This is a genomic window from Xanthomonas sp. BRIP62411 (assembly GCF_003993525.1).
Classification (GTDB): Bacteria; Pseudomonadota; Gammaproteobacteria; order Xanthomonadales; family Xanthomonadaceae; genus Xanthomonas; species Xanthomonas euroxanthea.
Genome location: NZ_QEZI01000006.1, coordinates 125,084 through 146,492, shown reverse-complemented (window position 1 = coordinate 146,492; position 21,409 = coordinate 125,084). Strand labels below are relative to the sequence as shown.

Annotated in this window: 18 protein-coding genes; 4 read left to right on the top strand and 14 right to left on the bottom strand. The window is 68.0% G+C overall.

Translation table 11 applies throughout. The features are described from left to right. Positions 1–208: 208 nt before the first annotated feature. The 3 genes from EO139_RS03580 to EO139_RS03570 form a co-directional block, all read right to left on the bottom strand. A complete protein-coding gene (locus tag EO139_RS03580) occupies positions 209–2,029 on the bottom strand; it encodes a DUF885 family protein (protein ID WP_126969313.1) in 1,821 nt (606 codons plus the stop codon). 132 nt (positions 2,030–2,161) lie between these two features. Then, a complete protein-coding gene (rsmG, locus tag EO139_RS03575) occupies positions 2,162–2,803 on the bottom strand; it encodes a 16S rRNA (guanine(527)-N(7))-methyltransferase RsmG (RefSeq protein WP_104585644.1) in 642 nt (213 codons plus the stop codon). 7 nt (positions 2,804–2,810) lie between these two features. Continuing rightward, the gene (locus EO139_RS03570) at positions 2,811–3,029 is read right to left on the bottom strand and encodes a hypothetical protein (protein ID WP_126969312.1); all 219 of its coding nucleotides are present in this window, start codon (positions 3,027–3,029) and stop codon (positions 2,811–2,813) included. 198 nt (positions 3,030–3,227) lie between these two features. On the opposite strand from EO139_RS03570, the gene EO139_RS03565 reads away from it, so the two are divergent. After that, the gene (locus EO139_RS03565; protein ID WP_126969311.1) at positions 3,228–4,856 is read left to right on the top strand and encodes an alkaline phosphatase D family protein; all 1,629 of its coding nucleotides are present in this window, start codon (positions 3,228–3,230) and stop codon (positions 4,854–4,856) included. 264 nt (positions 4,857–5,120) lie between these two features. Beyond that, positions 5,121–6,707 (top strand): alkaline phosphatase D family protein, encoded by a 1,587-nt coding sequence (locus EO139_RS03560; RefSeq protein ID WP_126969310.1) that lies wholly within the window; start codon positions 5,121–5,123, stop codon positions 6,705–6,707. A gap of 111 nt (positions 6,708–6,818) precedes the next feature. On the opposite strand, the gene EO139_RS03555 is transcribed toward EO139_RS03560, so the two are convergent. Further along, a complete protein-coding gene (locus EO139_RS03555; protein WP_115678099.1) occupies positions 6,819–7,415 on the bottom strand; it encodes a 4'-phosphopantetheinyl transferase superfamily protein in 597 nt (198 codons plus the stop codon). A 126-nt stretch (positions 7,416–7,541) separates the two neighbouring features. Here EO139_RS03555 and EO139_RS03550 point away from each other — a divergent pair, with 126 nt between their 5' ends. Beyond that, positions 7,542–7,793 (top strand): GlsB/YeaQ/YmgE family stress response membrane protein, encoded by a 252-nt coding sequence (locus EO139_RS03550; protein ID WP_016901812.1) that lies wholly within the window; start codon positions 7,542–7,544, stop codon positions 7,791–7,793. A 58-nt stretch (positions 7,794–7,851) separates the two neighbouring features. On the opposite strand, the gene EO139_RS03545 is transcribed toward EO139_RS03550, so the two are convergent. The 4 genes from EO139_RS03545 to EO139_RS03530 are packed head-to-tail and all read right to left on the bottom strand — an operon-like array spanning position 7,852 to position 12,975. Beyond that, complete coding sequence (locus EO139_RS03545) at positions 7,852–8,289, bottom strand: GFA family protein (protein WP_115678100.1); 438 nt, start codon at positions 8,287–8,289, stop codon at positions 7,852–7,854. Next, complete coding sequence (gene xth, locus EO139_RS03540) at positions 8,286–9,065, bottom strand: exodeoxyribonuclease III (RefSeq protein ID WP_126969309.1); 780 nt, start codon at positions 9,063–9,065, stop codon at positions 8,286–8,288. Before xth ends, EO139_RS03545 begins: the two co-directional genes overlap by 4 nt. Positions 9,066–9,116: 51 nt before the next feature. Beyond that, positions 9,117–10,382, bottom strand: coding sequence for a phosphodiester glycosidase family protein (locus EO139_RS03535; protein ID WP_126969308.1), 1,266 nt, complete (start codon positions 10,380–10,382; stop codon positions 9,117–9,119). Then, positions 10,372–12,975, bottom strand: a complete 2,604-nt coding sequence (locus tag EO139_RS03530; RefSeq protein WP_241235902.1) for a TonB-dependent receptor — start codon at positions 12,973–12,975, stop codon at positions 10,372–10,374. Before EO139_RS03530 ends, EO139_RS03535 begins: the two co-directional genes overlap by 11 nt. A gap of 159 nt (positions 12,976–13,134) precedes the next feature. Here EO139_RS03530 and EO139_RS03525 point away from each other — a divergent pair, with 159 nt between their 5' ends. After that, positions 13,135–14,283 carry an ROK family transcriptional regulator gene (locus EO139_RS03525; RefSeq protein WP_126969322.1) on the top strand — a complete coding sequence of 383 codons (1,149 nt, stop codon included), beginning with the start codon at positions 13,135–13,137 and terminating at the stop codon, positions 14,281–14,283. Positions 14,284–14,377: 94 nt separating this feature from the next. Here EO139_RS03525 and EO139_RS03520 read toward each other — a convergent pair whose 3' ends face one another. The 6 genes from EO139_RS03520 to EO139_RS03495 all read right to left on the bottom strand — a co-directional run bounded on the left by EO139_RS03520 (position 14,378) and on the right by EO139_RS03495 (position 21,281). After that, on the bottom strand, positions 14,378–15,169 hold the full coding sequence (locus EO139_RS03520; RefSeq protein WP_126969306.1) for a hypothetical protein: 792 nt from the start codon (positions 15,167–15,169) through the stop codon (positions 14,378–14,380). Next, complete coding sequence (locus EO139_RS03515) at positions 15,166–15,963, bottom strand: peptidylprolyl isomerase (RefSeq protein ID WP_164739710.1); 798 nt, start codon at positions 15,961–15,963, stop codon at positions 15,166–15,168. The genes EO139_RS03520 and EO139_RS03515 overlap by 4 nt, the downstream gene beginning before the upstream one ends. Before the next feature lie 160 nt (positions 15,964–16,123). Then, entirely contained in the window at positions 16,124–17,158 is a 1,035-nt protein-coding gene (locus EO139_RS03510; protein WP_232087986.1) for a glycerophosphodiester phosphodiesterase family protein, read from the bottom strand. Between the two features lie 614 nt (positions 17,159–17,772). Beyond that, complete coding sequence (locus tag EO139_RS03505; RefSeq protein ID WP_104585622.1) at positions 17,773–19,500, bottom strand: cation acetate symporter; 1,728 nt, start codon at positions 19,498–19,500, stop codon at positions 17,773–17,775. Then, positions 19,497–19,814 carry a DUF485 domain-containing protein gene (locus EO139_RS03500; RefSeq protein ID WP_104585619.1) on the bottom strand — a complete coding sequence of 106 codons (318 nt, stop codon included), beginning with the start codon at positions 19,812–19,814 and terminating at the stop codon, positions 19,497–19,499. Before EO139_RS03500 ends, EO139_RS03505 begins: the two co-directional genes overlap by 4 nt. An 84-nt stretch (positions 19,815–19,898) precedes the next feature. After that, a complete protein-coding gene (locus EO139_RS03495; RefSeq protein ID WP_164739709.1) occupies positions 19,899–21,281 on the bottom strand; it encodes a DcaP family trimeric outer membrane transporter in 1,383 nt (460 codons plus the stop codon). Positions 21,282–21,409 lie beyond the last annotated feature (128 nt).

The window sequence follows — 21,409 nt, the reverse complement described above, 5'->3', positions numbered from 1 at the left end:
GGTCGGGTCGGGTCGGGGTCGGGGTCGGGGTCGGACCAATGGCATCACGCCGGGATGCCGGCTGCACGCACACAGCGTGTGGATGGCCGGTCGCCGGCAGCGGTCACCTGGATGTTTCAGGCCGCGGCGGTGCCAGGGTCGGGACGGGCGTCGCGGCCGGGCGTCGCGGCCGGGTCCGCTCCTACGTGGAGCGGACCGTTGCGCCGGATCAGGGGGCGGCGGCGTTTGGCCTGGCGGCGGCCGGGCGTGACTTGCTCTCGGCGATGAAGGCGCGCACCTGCTGTTCCAGCACCGGCAAGGTCACCGACCCCTGCTTCAGCACCGCGTCGTGGAAGGCCTTGATGTCGAAGCGGTCGCCCAGTTCTTTCTCAGCCTCGGCACGCAGCTTGACGATGGTGATCTCGCCCAGCTTGTAGCTCAGCGCCTGGCCGGGCCAGGAGATGTAGCGGTCCACCTCGGTGGTGACCTCGTGCTCGCTCAGCGCGGTGCGGTCGCGCAGGTAGGCCAGCGCCTGCTCACGGCTCCAGCCGTCGTGGTGCACGCCGGTGTCGATCACCAGCCGGCAGGCGCGCCACATTTCGTAGGTGAGCCGGCCGAATTCCTCGTACGGGGTCTCGTAGATGCCCATTTCCTGGCCGAGCTTCTCGGTGTACAGCGCCCAGCCTTCGCCATAGGCAGAGATGTAGTTTTCGCGACGGAACGCCGGCTGGTCGCCCTGCTCCAGCGCCAGCGAGCCCTGCAGCGAATGCCCCGGCGAGGATTCGTGCAGGGTCAACGCCGGCAGGTTGTACAACGGCCGCGACGGCAGGTTGTAGGTGTTGACCCAGTAAGTGGTGGCACCACCGCGGCCGGCGGTCCAGAACGGGGCGATATCGTCCGGCACCGGCTTGATGGTGAAGCGCCCGCGCGGCAGCGTGCCGATGAACCTGCCGACCTGCCCGTCCACGCGCTTGGAGATCCACGCGGCGCGATCGAGCAGCTCCTGCGGGGTCTTGGCGTAGAACTGCGGGTCGGTGCGCAGGAAGCTCAGGAACTGCGCAAAGCTGCCCTTGAAGCCGACCTGCCGGATGATCGCGTCCATCTGCGCCTGGATGCGCGCCACCTCGTCCAGGCCGATCTGGTGGATCTGCTCCGGGGTCAGTTCCAGCGTGGTGTATTCGCGGATCTGCTGGCGATAGAACGCCTTGCCGTCGGGCAGCGCTTCGGCCGCCAGCGTGGTGCGCGCCTTGGGCATGTACTCGTTGCGGAAAAAGCCCAGCAGCTTGGCGTAGGCCGGCAGTACCGCCGTGCTGAGCGCGGCCTTGGCCTGCTCGCGCAACTGCGCCTGTTCGGCGGCGGGGATCTGCGCCGGCAGCTGCTTGAACGGGGCGTAGAAGCTGGATGCGGTGGGATCCTTGACATCGGCCACGGTGGCGATGGAAACGTCGCGGCCATCCAGCACCGCGCGCGGCACGCTGAACCCGCGTGCCAGGCCGGCGCGCATGTTGGCGGTCTGCTGGTCGAAGTAGCGCGGCACATCGTTCAGGCGCGCGATATAGGCGCGGTACTCGGCAGCAGTCTTCATCGGCCGCTGCGCCATGAAGCCCAGGTTGGACCAGAACGAGCTGTCCGAGTTGAACGGCATCTCGTACAGGCGCAGGCGCACTTCGGCGGCGAGGTTTTCCACCTGCGGGCGGTAGATGGCGTAGTTGACCTGGTTGCTGGGCGAGAGCTGTTTCGGGTCGATGCCGTCGAGCTGCTTGAGCACGCCGTCCCATACCGCCAGGCGCGCCTGCTGCGCGGCCGGGCCGACATCGGGCAGATGGGTGTTGTCGCCGGTGGTGTCGCTGTCTTCGTCGGCCTGGCCGGTCTCGGCCTGGCGCCAGCGCCACTCTTTCTCGTAGATGGCGCGGAAGCGCGCATCGGCGGGGCGCTCGGCGGTCAGCGTGGCGGGCGCCACTGGTGCCGGTGCGGCGGCCTGCGCCGAGGTGGCGGCGAAGCTTGCGCCCAGCAGGGCGAGCGAAAGTGCGGCGGCGAGAGGAGATGTCACGTGCGGGCGGCCTGCGTTCGGATCGAACGTTCGATCATGGCAGCCCGGGCGGCAGCTGCCATGGGCCGGAAGTCCCAGCGCGGGGAGTGGGGAGTGGGGAGTGAATGCACGCGGCCGGGCGGGCCGGCCGTTTCAGCCTGCCTTGCGCACCACCACCAGATGCCGCTCGCCCTCCAGGCCGGGCACCTGCAGCGGATGCACCTCGGCCAGCGTCCAGCCGGGGGGCAGCGCGGCGATCTCGTCGTGCGGATAGATGCCCTTCATCGCCAGCAGGCTGCCGCCGGGGCGCAGCAGGTGACCGCCGACCTCAATGATGCCGGCCAGCGTATCCAGCGCCCGCGCGGTGAGGTGGTCGTAGGCGGCCGGTTCGTCCAGCGCTTCGGCGCGCGACTCGGCCACGCGTGCGTTGCCCAGCGCCAGCTGGCGCAGCGCCTCGCGCATGAAGCGCGCCTTCTTGCCGTTGCTTTCCACCAGGGTGACCTGCAGCTGCGGGCGGGTGATCGCCAGCGGGATGCCGGGCAGGCCGGGGCCGGTGCCCAGGTCGGCCAAGGTGCCGCTGGCGATGTAGGGCTGCATGGCCAGCGAATCGAGCAGATGGCGGGTGACCATCTCGCGCGGGTCGCGCACGGCGGTGAGGTTGTAGGTCTTGTTCCAACGCACCAGCAGCGTCAGATAGCGCAACAACGGCGCGGCAAAGTCCGCATCCAGGGATTGGGCCTGCAGGCCATGCGCCAGTGCGGCGGCTACATCGGGGGCAAGTGCGGCATCGTTCATGCCGCGATTATCGCAGCTGGCCGGCGTGCAGGTGCACGTGTACCGCGCATGGTGGCGATACGCGGCGCGTGGGCAGGAAGCTGGCGTACTTGAACCTGCCCAGCACACATGTCCAGGTCTGGCGATGCCGCAGGGCCTGCAGCCACGCCAGCGGCGGCTGCACCGGCGCATGCGCATCGCTGTGGGCAGGATCAACCACCGCGGTGGCGCACCCCGTGTCCGTCATCTGCTGTCTGCTGTCTGCCGTCTGCCGTCTGCCGTCCGCCATCCGCCATCCGCCATCCGCCATCGGTCGATGGTCGATGGTCGATGGTCGATATGGGGCGCACGAGCCTGCGCCGGCAGCCACGGCAGTGCCGCTGCCATCGAACGGACATCCGCCCGTCGCACCATGGTCGCGTCCGCCTGATTGCGTGTTGTGTCCATGTCCTTGATCGCCCCATCCTCCGCATCGCCCCTGCCCGGCCCCGGCGACGCCCCTGCCGCCGTAGATCACGGCCGGCGCCGTCTTCTCATCGCTGGCGCCGGGCTGGCGGCCGCCGGACTGCTCAGCCCGTTCGCACATGCCGGCGGCAGCCCGGACCCGTTCACCCTGGGCGTGGCCGCCGGCGACCCGCTGGCCGACGGCTTCGTCATCTGGACGCGGCTGGCGCCGCGCCCGCTGGAGCCGGATGGACGCGGTGGATTAAGCGCCCCGGTGCAGGTGCGCTGGCAGGTGGCCAGCGACCCGGGCATGCGCCGCATCGTGCGCCAGGGGCAGACCGTGGCCAGCCCGGCCTGGGGCCACGCGGTGCATGTGGAGCTGGCCGGCCTGGCCGCCGATCGCCCGTACTGGTACTGCTTCCAGGCGCTGGGCGCGCGTAGCCCCGTCGGCAGCGCGCGCACCTTGCCGGCGCCGCACCAGTTGCCGGATGCGGCGCGACTGGGCTTTGTGTCGTGTTCGCACTGGGAGCAGGGCTATTTCAGCGCCTACCGCCACCTGGCCGCCGAACAGCCGGACCTGGTGTTCTTCCTCGGCGATTACATCTACGAATACAGCAACCGCGGCGAGGCGGCGAAGAAGATCGTGCGCCCGCACGGCAGCGGCGAGTGCCTGGATCTGGCCGGCTACCGCAACCGCTACGCGCTGTACCGCACCGACCCCGACCTGCAGGCGCTGCACGCCGGCAGCGCCTGCGTGGCGACCTGGGACGACCACGAGGTGCAGAACGATTACGCCAATCGCTGGTCGCAGGACCCTTCGATTGCGGTCGACAGCTTCCTGGCCCGGCGCGCGGCCGCCTACCGCGCCTTTTACGAACACTTCCCGCTGCGCGCAGCCAGCCGCCCGCATGGCGCCAACATGCGCATCTACCGGGCGCTGGACTACGGCCAGCTGGCGCGCTTCTACGTGCTCGACGGGCGCCAGTACCGCAGCGAACAACCCTGCCCGCAGGCCAACGGCTGGCGCGGCGGTCACGTGGTGGACGCCAGCTGCCGCGAACGCACCGACCCACGCCGCAGCATGCTCGGCTGGGAACAGGAGCGCTGGCTGCATGGCGCCTTCGCACGATCGCCCGCGCGCTGGAACGTGATCGCGCAGGATCTGCTGGTGGCACCGCTGAACCAGCATGGCCGCGACGGCGTATTCGGCCACTGGACCGACGGCTGGGACGGCTACCCGGCCACGCGCACCCGCATGCTCGAGGCGATCGCCACCACGCGGCTGCGCAATCCGGTGTTCTGGGGCGGCGACATCCACTCGTACTGGGTGAACGACCTGAAGAAAGATCCGGCCGACCCGGACTCGGCGACGCTGGCCACCGAATTCGTCGGCACCTCGATCACCTCCGACGGCCAGAGCAACGCCGAACTGCACGCCACCATGGCGCTCAATCCGCATGTGCACTACGCCGAAGGCGAAACCCGCGGCTATGTCTCGGTGACGCTGACGCCGGGGCGGATGGAAACCCGCCTGCAAGGCATCTCCGACCGCCGCGACCGCGATGCCACGGTCTCGACGTTGAAACGCTTCGTGGTCGAAGACGGCAAGGCCGGCGCAATGGAGGCATGAGCCTGCGGTGTGCTGCGGAGCATGGCAACGGCATGCGCCCCCCATCCGCCACGGCAGCCCTGCGCCGAGCTTCCACGACAGCGGCAGCACGCGTGAACCGCCATTCCGCGCCCTTGTCACGCACCCCATCACCTGCGTGCTGCGCAACGAGGTGACGGCCTCCATCGCCGCCTGGCCTGCTGCGTCATGCAGCGCCATGGACACGCCCCGGTAAGACAGCGGCGCTATATCTGGATGCCCGCTGCCAGACGCATCGAGGATGCCATGCCCACCGCCGATCCCGCCCGCCGCCGCGTGTTGCAAGGTTTGGGTGCCGGTTTGTTGCTGCCGGCCACTGCCGCTTGGTCCACGCGCAGCCTGGCTGCGCCGTCCGGGCGGCCGCTGATCACCGATGGGGTGCAGAGCGGCGATGTCGTGGATGGCCGGGCCATGCTGTGGAGCCGCTGCGACCGGCCGGCGCGGCTGCGGGTGGAATGGGATACGCGCCCGAGCCTGCGGCAGGCGCGTCGCGTGGATGGGCCGGTGGCCTTGCCGGCGCACGATTTCACTGCGCGGGTGGATCTGGGCGCGTTGCCACGCGATCAGGACATCTTCTACCGGGTGCGTTTCGAAGATGCCGACAACGGCGTCTTGAGCGCGCCGGTGCATGGCCATCTGCGCAGTGCGCCACAGGCGCGTGGCGATGTGCGCTTTGTCTGGAGCGGCGACACCGTCGGCCAGGGCTTCGGCATCAATCCGGACATCGGCGGCATGCGCATCTACAGCGCGATGCGCGAGCGCAACCCGGACTTCTTCCTGCACAGCGGCGACACCATCTATGCCGACGGCCCCGTCCCGGCCGAGCTGGTCGTCGAAGAAGGCAGGCGCTGGCGCAACCTCACCACCGCGGCCAAGAGCAAGGTTGCCGAAACGCTGGACGAATTCCGCGGCAATTACCGCTACAACCTGCTCGATGAGCATGTGCGCCGCTTCAATGCCGAGGTCGCACAACTCTGGCAATGGGACGATCACGAAACCACCAACAACTGGTCGCCCGGCAAGCAGCTGGACGCGCGCTATCAGGTGCGCGATATCGGGGTGCTGGCCGGTCGTGCGCGCCAGGCATTCCTGGAATACGCCCCGATGCGCGGCGTGCGTGCCGATGGCGACGGTCGCATCTACCGCAAGATCGGTTACGGCCCGCTGCTGGATGTGTTCGTGCTGGACATGCGCAGCTATCGCGGCGCCAACAGCGACAACCTGCAACCGCAGCCGGGCGCGGACGCGGCATTTCTCGGTACGCAGCAACTGGCCTGGCTGCAGCGCGAACTGGCCGGTTCACGCGCGCAATGGAAGGTGATCGCCGCCGACATGCCGATCGGCCTGCAGGTCCCCGATGGGCAGGACGCAGCGGGCCGCGCGCGCTGGGAGGCGATCGCCAACGGCGATCCGGGCGTGCCGCGTGGGCGCGAACAGGAGATCGCCACGCTGCTGCGTTTCATCAGCACAGCGCGCATTCGCAACACGCTGTGGCTGACCGCCGATGTGCATTATTGCGCGGCGCATTACTACCACCCGGACCGCGCGGCGTTCCAGCAGTTCGAGCCGTTCTGGGAATTCGTGGCCGGCCCGCTCAATGCCGGCAGCTTCGGCCCCAATGCACTCGATGCCACGTTCGGGCCGACGGTGATCTTCCAGAAAGCCCCGCCGGCGCCAAACCTGTCGCCGCTGGCAGGATTTCAATTCTTTGGCGAAGTGGAGATCGATGCACGCACCGGCGTGCTGACGGTGACCTTGCGCGATCTGGACGGGGTGGCGCAGTTCCGTCAGCCGATCCTGCCGCATTCCGCGGCGTGGCCGGAACCTGCCTGAGACAGTGGTCGGGCCGCCACGGCACAGATCCACGGTCTGCACGTGCTGCAGCCCGATCAAGACAACGCGCTGGCGCTGCGGTGCAAAGATGCAGTGCGTTGATCGCCGCGCCTAGTCGGCCGGCAATGGATGGAACGCCAGTGCGGCGCGGCAGTCCGGCGCCGCCCACCACTCGTGCAGCCGCCAGTGTGCGGCCTGGCCCAGCGCCGGGTCGCACCATTGCAACTGCAATGCGCCGTCGGGTGCCACCGCGTAGGCGAGCCGATGCAGGCCGAACGACAGACCATGCCCATACGCCTTGAGCAGCGCTTCCTTGGCGCACCACAGGCGGAAAAACAGCGCCTGCTGCGCGTCCGGCTCCAGCCCGGCCAGCAGTGCGATTTCGTCGGCATGGAAGAATCGCTGCGCGATCTCCAGCAGCCGCGGGCGCGCGCGGATGCGTTCCAGGTCCACGCCCAGCCGCACGCGGTTGCCCAGGCCGACCAACAGATAATCGCCACTATGGCTCCAGCCGGCGTCCCAGTCGGGCAAGGCCGGTTGCAGCGACGGGCGCCCGCGCGCGTCACGCAGCAGCGGTACCCGGGCAGGTTCCAACGCCAGCGCCTGGCCCAGCAACTCGCGCGCCTGTGGCTCGCCGCGCTCGCCATGCCGGTGCGGACGCAGCCACAGTTGCACCGGTCCGATGTGCCAGCTCGCGTACGCTGTCACGCTGCATGCACCAAGCACAACGCTCGCATCGGCGTGTGATCGCGCTCGACAGTCACTTCACGCCTGTCTGCGTTGAATGGCGTCCATGCACTACTTCCGGTGCAATCGAATGAGGAGTTCGGCAACATGGGCATCATCATCTGGTTGATCGTCGGCGGCATCGTGGGTTGGCTGGCCAGCATCATCATGCGTCGCGATGCGCAGCAAGGCATCATCCTCAATATCGTGGTCGGCATCGTCGGCGCGCTGATTGCCGGTTTCCTGTTCGGTGGCGGCATCAATCAGGCCATCACCCTGTGGACCTTCGTGTGGTCGCTGGTGGGTGCGGTGATCCTGCTGGCAATCGTCAACCTGTTTACACGTGGCCGCGTGCGTTAAACAACGCACACGCAACGCTGCAGAACCCAACGCCCGGGCTTGCCCGGGCGTTGCCGTTTCAGCCATCGACCGCAACCCGATCGGCCGGATGGTGAACCCCGTCCTCCACCGGCACGGTGATGTTCAGCGCATACGGATTGACGCCTTCCAGGCAACCGACGTTATAGCCGTATTCGTTGGGGTTGGAGCGCCGCCGGTGATGCGTATAGATACCGCACACGCCGCAGAAATAATGCGCCGCGGTATGCGTGTTGAACTGATACAGCCGCAGCACGTCTTCGCCCTGCAACACATGCAGGCCATCGAGCGTGACCGAGGCGACGATGGCGCCGCGGCGGCGGCACATCGAACAATCGCAACGGCGCGGATCGAGCAGCCCGTGCGGCAGGTCCAGATCGATCTGCACCGCGCCGCAGTGACAGCTCAGCCGGTGCACCGCCCCGAGCGTGACCTCGCCAACCTTGTGCGTGCTACGCCGCAGATGCCGCTCGCTCATGCGCTGGCCTCGGCAAGCCGCACCCAGGCCGGCGCGTGGTCGCTGGGACGCTCCCAGGTGCGTGGTTCGCGATCGATGCCCGCTTCCACCGCGCGGGTGCGCAACGCATCCGAGACCAGGGTCAGGTCGATGCGCAGCCCCAGGTTGCGGCGGTAGGCGGCCTGGCGGTAATCCCACCAACTGAAATGGCCGGCATCGTCGTGATGCTGGCGAAACGCATCGTGCAGCCCCAGCGCCAGCAGCTTGTTGAGGGCGCCGCGCTCGGCGGTGGAGGTGAGGATGTGGTTGTCGCTCCACACTTCCGGCGCGTAGACGTCGCGCGCATCCGGGGCGATGTTGAAGTCGCCCAGCACCACCAGCTGCCGGTGGCGTTGCAGTTCCTGCGCGATCCAGTCGTGCACCGCCTCAAGCCAGCGCAGTTTGTAGGCGTACTTGTCGGTGCCCACGTCCTGGCCGTTGACCACATACAGATTGATGATGCGCACGCCATCGACGGTGGCGGCGATCACACGCTGCTGCACGTCATCGAAGCCGGGGATGCCCATCTGCACCTCCAGTGCCGGCGAGCGCGACAGGATCGCCACGCCGTTGTAGGTCTTCTGCCCGCAGAACACGCTGCGGTAGCCCAGCGCGGCCAGGGCCGCATCCGGGAATTTGTGGTCTTCCAGCTTGGTTTCCTGGATGCCCACGACGTCCGGCGCGAAGTCCGCCAGCCACTGTTGCAGGTGCGGCAGGCGCACGTTGAGCGAGTTGACGTTCCAGGAGGCAATCTTCATGGCGCGGACCGTGGTTCAAACCGCCAATGGTACCGCGCCGCCCGTGTGCGCTCAGGGCCGTGGCGCGATGCGTACCCCGAGCTGGTTGGCGACCGGGCGTTCGCGCCCCGGGATGCCGGTGTGGATGGGGCGATTGAGTGCGCGCACGCGCCCATCCACCCGCGCGGCCAGGGTGCTGGAGCCGCCGCCGTCCAGGTTGATGGCGGACGTGGCGCCAAGCTGCTGCAGCACCGTGGTCAGCGCGTCCAGGGTGATGCCGGCGCTATAGCCCGGCTGGCGGCCGTCGGCGACCACCATCCACAGCGTCCTGCGCGCGCGATCCAGTCCCAGCGCGCTGCGCGGCTCGAGGCCGTCGTAGTACTCGGCGCGGCTGGCCTCGCGCCGCTGGCGCTTGCCGCCGCGCAGCAGCAGCGGGCCGGCCCCCACCCCCAGGCGGGTGCCCGGCGGGCAGCTGCCATGCACGATGCTGACCGCATTGCGCGCGCCCACGCATAACGCCGCGTTGACGCGTGCATCGCTGGTGGCGGCGGCCGAATCCAGATGCCCCGCGTCGATCGCCAGGCCCTCGGCAGTGACGCCCTGCCCTGCCGCCGGCACGAACGCCTTGTCGAACAACTGCCCGCCCTCGAACGGCAGGAAGTAATCGGCATTGATCGCCAGCGCCAGGCCGCGGTCGCGCACGAACGCGGTGGTCGGCTTGGCCAGGAACTCGCCGCCCCCGCTGCGCTCGCCAGGGGTGCCGACCAGTTGCAGCCCGGGGGTGGCAAGGTCGATCTCGGCGATATGCAGCATCACCGGTTGCGGTGCGCGCATGGCCTGCCGCCAGTAGCGCACGCCCGGCGCCAGCGTGATCGGCGCGCCAGGCGCCGGCACCGGCTGCACCAGCGGTTCGATGCTGACGCGTTCGCGTGCATGGGCCTGATCCAAGGCGGCCAGCACTGCGTCGATGCGTGCAGGTGGCGTGCGCAGCAGCAGCCGTTGGGTGGGCGCGGTCTGCAACACCTGCGCCAGGCCGGCGCAGCGCGCACCGCGGCAGGCACTGGCATCGATGCCGACGCGTGCCGGGCCATCGGCATCGTCTGGTACCTGCAAGGCGATGCGATTGTGTTCGGCCGGTTTGCAGCGGCTCGCCGCCGCCAGCACATCGTCCGGCCATTGGCCCCAGCAGTCGCCGCTGACGAGGGTCTCCATCGGCACGAAGGGCGTGGCTGCCGATGGAGTTGCGGCATCGTCGGCACTGGCGCTGCCGGCCAGTGTTGCCAGCACTGCCAGCACTGCCAGCAATGGCGCCGATGCGCCGCGGCGATCAGAACGCATAGTCCACTCCCAGGTAATAGGCGCGGCCGTTGTCGAGCTGCTCGCGCATCAGTTGTCGGTCGGCACCGATCACCCGCGTCAGCCGCGCGTTGGCGAGATTGCGGCCCTGCACGGTCAGGCGCAGTTGCTTGCTGAAGTTCCAGGCCAGCTGCGCGTCGTAACTGGTGATCGGGTCGTAATAGCGGTCGTTGACGCGGTTGTCGGTGGCGGCCGAAAGCAGCTGCTGGCCGGTGTAGTTGGCGCTGACGCGCGCACTGAACCGGCCGATGTCGTACAGCAGCGAGGCATTGGCGCTGCGCCTGGGCGATTCCATCAGGCCGGGCAGCGCGCGGCGCGTGCCGTCGGCCATCTGCACATCGGCGGTACGCGGGTCGAGCAGGGTCGCGTTGAACATCGCGCCCAGGTTGGACCAGGCGCCGGGCAGGAAATCGAAGCGTGTGTCGATGGCGGTCAATTCGATGCCCTGCACCTGCGCATCGCCGGTATTGATCGCCTGGGTGGTGGTGACCTGATAGCTGCCGACCAGGCCGCCGGGGTCGCGCTGGGTGTCGGTGCTGGTCAGGCGCACGATTTCATCGCCGATGCGCTTGTGGAACAGTGCCAGCGACAGCTGTGAATCGCGGTCCGGGTACCATTCCAGCGACAGGTCCAGGTTGTCGGCGCGACGGGGGCTTAGCAGCGGGTTGGCGATGCTGCGATTGATGGTCAGGCCGGTGGCATCGACCACCGGGCTGCTGTTCTGGCCGATGTCGGCGTAGGTGGGCAGACCGATGGTGCGGCTGCCGGCCACGCGCAGTTTCACTGCCGGGGTGATGTCCCAGGCCAGGTTCGCCGAAGGCAGCAGGAAGCGGCGGTCGCTGTCGGCCGATTGCTGCACGTAGTTGCTGGTGCTGTTCAAGGGCTGCGGCACCGCGCTACGTACGGCGCGCTGCAGGTATTCGTTGCGCAGGCCGACCGTGGCCAGCGTGCGCTCGCCATGCCAGGTGCCCATGACATAGGCGGCGCCACTGCGCTCGTCGATGCCGAAATCGCTGATCGCGCTGTTGCGGGCATTGGTGCTGGCCGGCACGTAGGCGCCTGGCGAAGCGGCAGCGAACGCGGCGACCCTGGCCGGGTCGATCAACAACAGGCAGCCGACTTCGGCGTAGGGGCAGATGCGCGCATCGTCGGTGCCGATCGTCGCCAGGCTCACGCGGCCGGCCGGATTGCGGCGGACTTCATCCAGGTTGTAGCGCTGCTGCAGGTCGCGGTACTGCAGGCCGCCACGAATGCCCCAGCCGCGCGCATCGGCATCGGCGTTCTGGCTGTAGTCCAGCTTGAACGTCGTCGTGTCGGTGCTGCTCTTTTCCACGCGGGTCAAGAAATACTGCTGGGTGTAGTTGGCCGCATTGCCGTAGTACCCGGGGTCGACCGGGGCGATGCGCGGGCGCGTGTCGTCGCCGAGCGCATACGCAAAGCCCAGCCGCGGGGAGGCGGCGGCGCTGAACACATCCTCGCGGGTGTCCTGCCGGTACTTGCCGGTGGCGCGGTTGAGCAATGCGTCTACATGACCTTCCGGATTGAGCCGGAAGCTGCCGCCCAGTTGCGCGTAGCGCAGCGTGCGGGTCTGGTCGAAATGGTTGGCATCCACCTGCGCGCTGCCCTGCGCGTAGCGGCCGTTGCGGGCGTCGGTGATCGTGGCATTGCCGACGCGGTTGATCCACTGCGAGCGACGCTGCTCGTCGTTGCCGTGCTCGAAGGTGCCGGCGCTGAAGGCCAGCCTCACGTCCTGGCCGTCGTCGTATTCGAGCTTGCCGAACACGCTGCGGCGCTGGCGCAGGTTGTCGTAGCTGAGCGGGCGAAAGCGGTCCGGTGCGATCGCCAGGCCGTCCGGATCCAGACCGGGCGTGAGGGTCTGTCGCACACCGTTGGCGTAATAGCTGTAGCTGTCGATGGCGGTATTCAACGACGCCGAATCGCGCCGGAAGTAATCGGCAGACAGCACCACGCCGAAGCGCTGGTCCGGCCCGAAGGTGTCGCTGAAACTGCCCTGCACCTGGCCCGATGGGGTGCTGCCCTGCAGCTGCCGGCGGTTTTCCCAATCGGCCAGGTTGGCGCGCACGGTGGCAAAGCGGCCGTCGTGATCGAAGGCGCTGCGCGTGCGCAGCGCGGCGATGCCGCCGATGGCATTGCTGTCCATGTCGGCGTTGAAGCTCTTGTAGATGTCCACCTGCTGCGCCAGCGAGGCGGGGATCACGTCCAGCGATTGCACGCGCCGGCTGGTTTCGGTGGACGGCAGCGCCACCCCGTCGATCAGCACGTTGTTGTAGTCGGGGTTGAAGCCGCGCAGGCTCATGAACTGCGCTTCGCCGCGGCCGTTGTTGACCACCATCGACACGCCCGGCACCCGCTGCAGGGCCTCGCCCAGGCCGAAGTCGGGGATCGAGCCGATATCGTCGGCGGCCACGCCGTCGGACACCACGGCGGCCTCGCGCTTGGCGCCGATCGCCTGGCGGATCGACAGGTGCTGGCCGGAGACCTGCACCGCGTCCAGCTGCACCGGGGTGGTGTCGCTGGCCGGCGCAGCGGCATGGGCGCCCAGGCTGGCGTTCATGCACAGGGCCAGCAGGCCGAGGCGGGGACATGGACGGGTACGCAAACGTGACATGGGATGACCGCAGATGGCAGAGGCCGCCAATTTAATAACTTACTGTGAATTAATTATTTCAGCCGAAGCGGGTAGACTGGCGCGTCCCCCGTGCCACCGCTCGCCATGCCGTCCACTGCTGCTGTCGCATTGCCGCCGCATTCGCCGCATTTCCCCTTCCTGAGCCGCAATGAGCGCGACATGCTCGACCGCCTGCGCCTGGCCGGTGTGCTCACCCGCGCCGACCTCAGCCGCGGCACCGGGCTGACCGTGCAGACCGCGGTGCGCCTGATCGAAGGCCTGCAGGCGCGCGGCATGGTCCACATGGGCAGCGGCGTGGCACGTGCCGGGCGCGGCAAGCCGGGGGTGGCGGTGTCGTTGAATCCGGCGCACGGCCACACCTTGGGCGTGTCCATCGCCACCGATGCGCTGACCCTGGCGCTGGTGGATTTCACCGGCCAGGTGCTGGCGGTCAGCGAGCTGCCGCTGGACGCGCGCAGTGCGGATGCGGTGTTGCTGCAGCTGCAGGCCGGCGATGCGGCGCTGCTGGCAGGCCTGGAGCACGCGGCGGGGCCGCGGCTGGGCATCGGGCTGGCCATGAGCGGGTTTTTCACCGGGGAGGACGGGCGCATCAATCCGCCCGAACCGCTGCGCGCGCTTGGCGAGTTCGCGTTGGCGCCCTGGCTGGCGCAGGCCTGCGCGCAGCCGGTGTGGATGGACAACGACGGCAGCGTGGCCGCCGCCGGCGAAGCGATGCTGGGCGTGGGCCGTCGCCACCGCGATTTTGCCTATCTCTATCTCAGCTACGGGTTCGGTGGTGGCCTGGTCATCGACGGCCAGGTCATGCGCGGTGCGCGCGGCAATGCCGGTGAATTCGCCGGCATGCTGCCGGCGCAGAAGCTCGAACGCGCCACGCTGGAATTGCTGCGCGAACTGCTGGCCGCCGACGGCGTGGTGTTTGCCGATGTACGCAGCCTGCTGGCCGCCTACGACCCGCGCTGGCCGGCAATCGAACGCTGGATCGCGCGCAGTGCGCCGGGGGTGTCGTTGATCGTCTCGGCGATCACTGCGGTGTGCGACCCGGAAGCGATCGTGTTCGGCGGCCGCCTGCCGGCCGACCTGGCCCGGCGCCTGATCGCCGCCGTGCAGATCGACAACCTGCCGCGTCGCGGCCAGGCCAGGCCGATGCCCGTGCTGCTGCCGGCCGAGGCACCGGCCGACGCCTGCGCGATCGGGGCAGCCACACTGCCGCTGAAGGCGCGCTACTTCCGTTAGTGCGCGCGCCGGCAGCGACGCCGCCTGCCGTGCACGCCATGCGTCTTCGCCCTGCCGCTGGCGCTACGGCAGCCTGCCCGGCGCGGATGCTGCGTCAGCGCGCGCAGCAGCTGGCATGCAGCTCCCGTGCAAGCATCACCACCTGCTGCTCGGTGGCGGCATCCATCTCCTCGAACATCTCCTCGCCGCGCAGCGGGGCGGCAGGCGGCAGCGGATGTCCGAACGGCTGCTGGGCCACCAGTCGCCAGGCATCGCCGTACAGCGGCTCGGCGCTCGCCAGCATCGGCGAGGACACGAACTGATCCAGCACCGGCATCGCCGCCCGGTTGCCCTGCATCGCCATCGTCTCCAGGTCGGCCAGCACCTGCTCGGCCTCGGCACGATCGGACCGGGAGAGCGGTTGCGGGCTGCCGTCTTCGGCGATGGCGGGTTGGCGCTCCAGCAGCAGGCCGGCGCGTCGACGCAGCAATTCCAGCTGCGCGTCGGTATTGCCGCCGGCGGCAGCCTGACGCAGCAGTTGGTCCACCTGCGCGTACTCGCCTTCGCCCACGTGCTGGCACGCCTTCAGCCGGGCAGCATGGTCGCGTGCGCGTTGCGACACCGCCGCGCGCGCGCCAGGCTCCGCCGGGTCCGCATCGCCAACGAACGGCGCCGCCGGCGCTTCGGCAAGCATGGCGCAGCGGCGATAGGCCTGCGCGCGCGCATACGACGCCGCGGCAAGCGCGCCTGGCGCGGCAGCGGCGCTGCTGCGCCCCGTTCCTGCAGCGCTGGCCTGCAGCGTCGCTTCGGCCTGGAAGTCCTGCCGCGCTCCGGTACCACAGGCTGACAAGGCCAGCGCCTGCGCCACGAGGAGCAGCCATCGGAACGGCGCGCCGGTCCCTCTCATTGCCGGATCCGCGGTGCATCCGCCTCGGCGCTGCGCTGGCTCTGCTCCGAGGACGCCAGACCCGCCGCTTGCGCAGAGCGGTCCCGCACCAGCTGGGCGATGGCGCGATCGCGCAGTTCTTCGCGCAGCTGCGCTTCGATCATCCCGCCTACGGTGTCGAGGGTGGCGGTGTGCTTTTCCTCCAGGCGGATCAGGTGATAGCCGCCGGGACCGCGCACGGGGCCGGACACGTCGCCCACCCCCAGCGCACGCACCGGCGCCGCGAAAGGGGTGTCCAGGTACAGGCCGAACATCGACGACAACTGTCCCCCGTCGGCGGCAGTGGCACCATCGTCGGATTCCTCGGCGGCCAGTCGGGCGAAATCGCCTCCACGCGCGATACGACGGCGCAGCATCTGCGCACGCTCCAGGGCCTGCGCCTGACTCAATGGATGACTGCGCCGCGGCGCCGACTCGGGCTGTTCGGCGATGAAGACATGGCTGAGCCGGAATTCGTCGAAGTCGCCCGGCCGTTCGGCAAAACGCCGTGCGATAGCGGCCTGCGACACCGTCACGCTCTGCAGCAGGTGGTCGCGCTCGGCCTGCGCAAGCACGGTGTCGGCAGCCTCGCGCAGCAGGGCCGCGGTTTGCGGATCATCGGCAAGGCCTTGGCGCCTTGCGTGTTCGGCCAGGACCGCGCGCTCGATGGACGCAGCGGCGCTGTCCGCATTGTCGCGGCGTGCCTGTTCCGCTGGCGCAGCCTCTTTGCCCGCATCTGCGTCTGCCGGCGACGCAATGGCAGCCTGCGTGATCATGCAGGCAGCGAGCAGCAGCAACCCGCAGCGCCTCGCGCGTGCAGGACCCACAGAAACGTTGAATGACCTGGACATGACATCTCCCTCCGAAACAGCGGCGATTGACGCTTGCCAGCCATCCGGTGCGGCAACCTCGGCCGCACCGGATGCCGTCAAGGCGTTACGGGGCGTAATGCGAAATGCGCCGCCCGTTGATCTTCAGCGTGCGCATGGTCGACTTCGGGTCGTCGGTGGTAATCAGCCCGAACCGCTGCGACATCAGGAAACCGATGTCGCCGCGGTGGTCTGCGGTATCGGATTTGCCCTGGTACGAGGAATACAGTTGCGACAATCGGTAGCAGCACGAACCGTTGTTGCTGATGAACTCGCCGGCACCCGGGCCATCGGGAATGGCCTGGAAGATGGCAATGCGCTTGCCCTCGGCACGCGCTGCGTTCTTCTGGCCCTGCAACAGGCCATCGTCCTGCTTGACGTTGATTTCCAGCGTGTGGGCATAACGCTGCCATTCGACGCGACTGGCCGGCACATCGATCTTCGCCAGCATGTTGGTGGTGTAGACCGGGATGGCATGCACATACCGGGAGTTGCCGACAAAGGCGGCCGGGTGCGGGAACAACGTGGCGTTGACCTTCATCGCCACGACCTGCTCGGGATGATCGGGAAACGCCTTCAGGGCAGCGGTGTGTACCGCGCGCACGCCATCGGCCGACTTGACGTCGAAGATCAGCGGCAGCTGCATGTTGTTGCGCTTCCAGTACGCAAACAACTCGTCCAGGCTGTACATCTCCCACCCGGTGACGGTGCCACGGTCCGGCGTGAGCAGGTGCAGTCGCTTGATGTTGGCCAACGACAGGCTGCTGACCAGCGGGTTGGCGCCCTGGTTGGTTCTCGGGTTGTACTTGGCACCCCCGACGACGGTGTACACGTCGGTGGTGCGCCCAAGATTGAAGTCGTGGCTCAGCACCGGCATGCCGTCCTGGGTCACCTTGACGTCCAGCTCGACGCCGTCCATGCACTGCACGTCGGCATTGAGCACGGCGCGGCTGGAGTTTTCCGGAATCGCTGGATCGCCCGAGTATTTGCCCCACAGGCCGCGATGGGCCAGCACCAGGGTATCGGCGGTGAACTTGTCGTTGAGGATCTCCGCCATCTTGTTGGCGGTATTGCCACAGGATGCCGCAGCAAGTTGCGGCATGGCGGCCAGCACGGCCAGCGCGCCGAGCAGGCGGCAGGCACGGGCCAGGGGATGTGGAACGAGGGTGGTCGGCATGGTCTCTGTGTCCCGGTTTGTAGGTGCAGCAAGGGCAAGGGATGGACGAGAGCCGACAGGTCGACGCAATCGGCGAACTCGCTTGCAGCGCACTCGCCAGCCGGTCGATACCGGGGGTGAGGCCAAGCCGTGCGTGATCAGCGTTCGGCTTGTGCGCCAATTTAGTCACCCTAGATGACTTAATTTCTTCGCTGGTGTTGCGGTTGTTCGCGATCGCGCAGGCATTGCGTGCAAAACGAAGCGGACGATGCGATCGCATCGATGCCACGCGAGGACGCAGCGCCGTCGTGCATGCGCGCGCAGCGCGTCGGACGCCAGCGCACCGAGGTCTGACGGGGCGTTGCGCACGGTTCGTCACGATGCTGGATCGCTGCCGGCACCGGCGCGGTGCGCGCGGTCGACCGATAACCCCCCCGCCCTTCGCGTCAGAAGACGATCGTAGGGACGTGGCAACACAGGCGCTGCCCGCTGCCAGCCTTGGCCAAAACGCAAAACGCCGGCACTAGGCCGGCGTTCTGCGACTGCTCAGTGACTGTCCGTCAGTGGCCCGACGCGCCGCTGGCACCCAGGCCGGTTTCGGCACGGATCTGCTGCGCCTTGAACGCGGCACGTTCGTTGGCGGCCTGCGGGCTGTGATCCAGGATCGAGAACAGCCAGATGCCGACAAAGCCAATGGTCATCGAGAACAGTGCCGGCGAGGTGTACGGGAACGGCGCCGAGCCGGCTGCATTGCCCAGCGTGTCCACCCACACCGACGGCGACAGCACCGTCAGCACCAGCGAGGAGATCAGGCCCAAAAAGCCACCGACCACCGCACCGCGGGTGGTGCAGTTCTTCCACAACAACGACAGGATCAGCACCGGGAAGTTGGCCGAGGCGGCGATGGCAAATGCCAGCGACACCATGAAGGCCACGTTCTGCTTCTCGAACACGATGCCCAGCAGCACCGCGATCACGCCCAGCACCAGGGTGGTGGCGCGCGAGACCTTCAGCTCCGAACCCGGCGCCGGGTTGCCCTTCTTGATCACCGTGGCATACAGGTCATGCGACACCGCCGAGGCACCGGACAGGGTCAGGCCTGCGACCACCGCCAGGATGGTGGCGAAGGCCACCGCCGAGATGAAGCCCATGAACACGTTGCCGCCGACCGCGTTGCCGACCAGCACCGCCGCCATGTTGGCCGCGCCCTTGCCGCCGTGGATGGTGCCGGTGGTGACATCGGCGAACTGCGGGTTGGTCAGCACCAGGGCGATCGCACCGAAGCCGATGATGAAGATCAGGATGTAGAAGTAGCCGATCCAGGTGGTGGCCCACAGCACCGACTTGCGCGCCTGCTTGGCATCGGGAACGGTGAAGAAGCGCATCAGGATATGCGGCAGGCCGGCGGTGCCGAACATCAGCGCCATGCCGAAGGAGATCGCCGAGATCGGGTCCTTCACGAAACCGCCCGGCCCCATGATCGACAGGCCCGCCTTGGCCGCGTCCTCGGGCGATGCACCGCCGTTGGCCGCGATCGCCGTCTTCACCCGCACGCCCTCGGCAAACAGCGCCTCGAAGCTGAAGTTGAAGTGCCACATGATCGCCACGGCCATGAAGGTCACGCCGGTCAGCAGCAGCACCGCCTTGATGATCTGCACCCAGGTGGTGGCGGTCATGCCGCCGAACAGCACGTAGACCATCATCAGCACGCCGACCAGGGTCACCGCCACCCAGTAGTCCAGCCCGAACAGCAGCTTGATCAACGCGCCGGCGCCGACCATCTGTGCGATCAGGTAGAACAGCACCACCACCAGCGTGCCCGACGCGGCAAAGCTGCGGATGGCAGTCGGCGCGAAGCGATAGCCGGCCACGTCGGCGAAGGTGTACTTGCCGAGGTTGCGCAGCCGTTCGGCCATCAGGAAGGTCAGGATCGGCCAGCCGACCAGAAAGCCGATCGCATAGATCAGGCCGTCGTAGCCATTGGCCATCACCGCCGCGGTGATGCCCAGGAACGAGGCCGCCGACATGAAGTCGCCGGCGATCGCCAGGCCGTTCTGGAAGCCGGTGATGCCGCCGCCGGCGGTGTAGAAGTCGGAGGCCGACTTGGTCTTGGCCGCCGCCCACTTGGTGATCCACAAGGTGCCCAGCACGAAGAAGGCGAACATGCCGATCGCCACCCAGTTGGTGGGTTGCTTGTCGACCTGGCCCATGTCGCCGCCAGCGGCAAGCGCGATGCCGGCCGGCAGCAGCCCGGCCAGGATCAGGAGAAGACGCGAATACTTGCTCATTTGCGGGCGTCCTCGAGGATCTGCGCGGTCAGCTGGTCGTAGGTGTTGTTGGCGCGGCGCACGTAGATGGCGGTGATGGCGATGGTGAACACCATCACCCCGATCGCGATCGGGATGCCGATCGAGGTCACGCCTTCACCCATCGGCTTGGCGAGGAATTCCTTGTCGAAGGCGATCAGGCCGATGTAGCCGTAATAGGCCAGCAACATCAGCACGGTGAGGGTCCAGCCCAGCGTGTTGCGCTGGCGCTTGAGTGCGTGGTACTTCGGATTGGCATCGATCTTGGCGATCAGTGCGTCATTCGAGACGGTCATTGTCTGTCTCCTGGTAGAGCGCTGGTAAAACGACGGTGGCCTTGCCCGTTCCACCGCAGTGGAGCGGGCCGCCAGTGGCAAAAACTAGAAGCTGTACTTGGTGGTGAATTGCAGGCGCGAAATGTCGCCGCTGTCGCCGTTCTCGGCTTCGCGGCGGCCGTACATCAGCTCCGCGCCCACATCGACCTTGGGCAGCGGCGAATAGAACACGTTGGCGCGGATGCTCTGCTGCGACTTGCTCGCGAGCGCGCCGGTGTTGGCGATGTCGTGGTCGTAGTTCACGCGCGAATACATGATGGTGCTGCGCAGCTTGGCGTTGTAGTCGTGGCGCCAGGCCACCCAGCCGGCGATCGTGCTGACGGTCTGGATGTTGCCGTCGATGTCGATCTCCACATCCGAGCCGTTGCCCAGGCCCAGGTAGCGCCCCAGGCCCTCGCCGTAGCTGAGCTGGTAACGCAGATCGTTGTTGGCGTTGATGATCCAGCGGCCGCCGCCGGCGATCGCACCGCCGAAGTCGGTGTCGTTGGTGAGCGCGCTACGCGTGCGGTACTGGCGCGCGATCGCCGACAGGCCGAACGTGCCCCAGGTGCCCTTCCAGTTGTAGCGCGCGGTCAGGTCCGGCATCGCGCCGTGGTCCGAGGCCAGGATGGTGTTGCCGCCCTGGTAGGGCGTGGTCAGTGTCTCGGGATTTTCCGCCGACACGCTGAAGGCGCCGCGGGTGTAGCGGATCTGGGTCTGGCGGCTGAACAGCGCGCCATCGGTCGGCCCGACGATGTCGGCCGCCTCGGGCAGGATCGTGGAATCGATGAAGTTGGACCAGGTCTGGCCGGCCAGCCAGTTGTTCCAGCTCACGTAGGCGTGGCGCAGGGTGCCGCCGTACAGATTGTTGACCTGGTTGGCCAGCGCGTTGCCGAAGAAATCCAGCTCGATGAAGCCGGTGATCTTGTCGCCGTTTTCGGTGACCGTGTCCACGCCCAGGTTGAAGCGCGAGAACTTGGCGTGGAAGTCGGTGTCGGTGCTCGAGGCCTGGCCACCGACCGGCGTCTGGGTCGGGATGTACAGGTAGCGCCCCACTGCGCCTTCGGGCAATGCGCCGTCGGAGGTGCGGGTGGTCATGAAGTCGGCCTTGATGAAACCACCGTAGCGGAACGTCGTCCCCGCCGCTGCATTGGGTGTGATGCTGGTCAGCTGGATCGGCCGCTTGCCGGCCGGCACCGCCGGCGCGGCAGGTGCCTGCGCCTGTGCGGCACGCACCTCGGTCACCTGGGTCTGCGTCTGCGTGATCTGGCCCTGCTGCTGTTGTTGCGCAGACACCAGCAGCTGGACCTGACGCTCGAGCTCGGCGATGCGCGCTTCCAGCGCCTTTTCCTTGGCGGTCTGCGCGAACGCCACGCCCGGCAGGATGGTGGCCACCAACAAGGCAGCCGCCAGCGGATGGCGCACTAACGGTGCAGTACGGTGTGTCATGGACCCCTCTCCCCGATATGGCCTCGCGCTTGATGGCGATGCTGTGCGGAGCGTGAGGCAGTCCGCGCTTTGCAGCCTATTCGCCTTTGGTCGTAGCTGCAGCGCAGCATTCCACAAGGTGACCGATC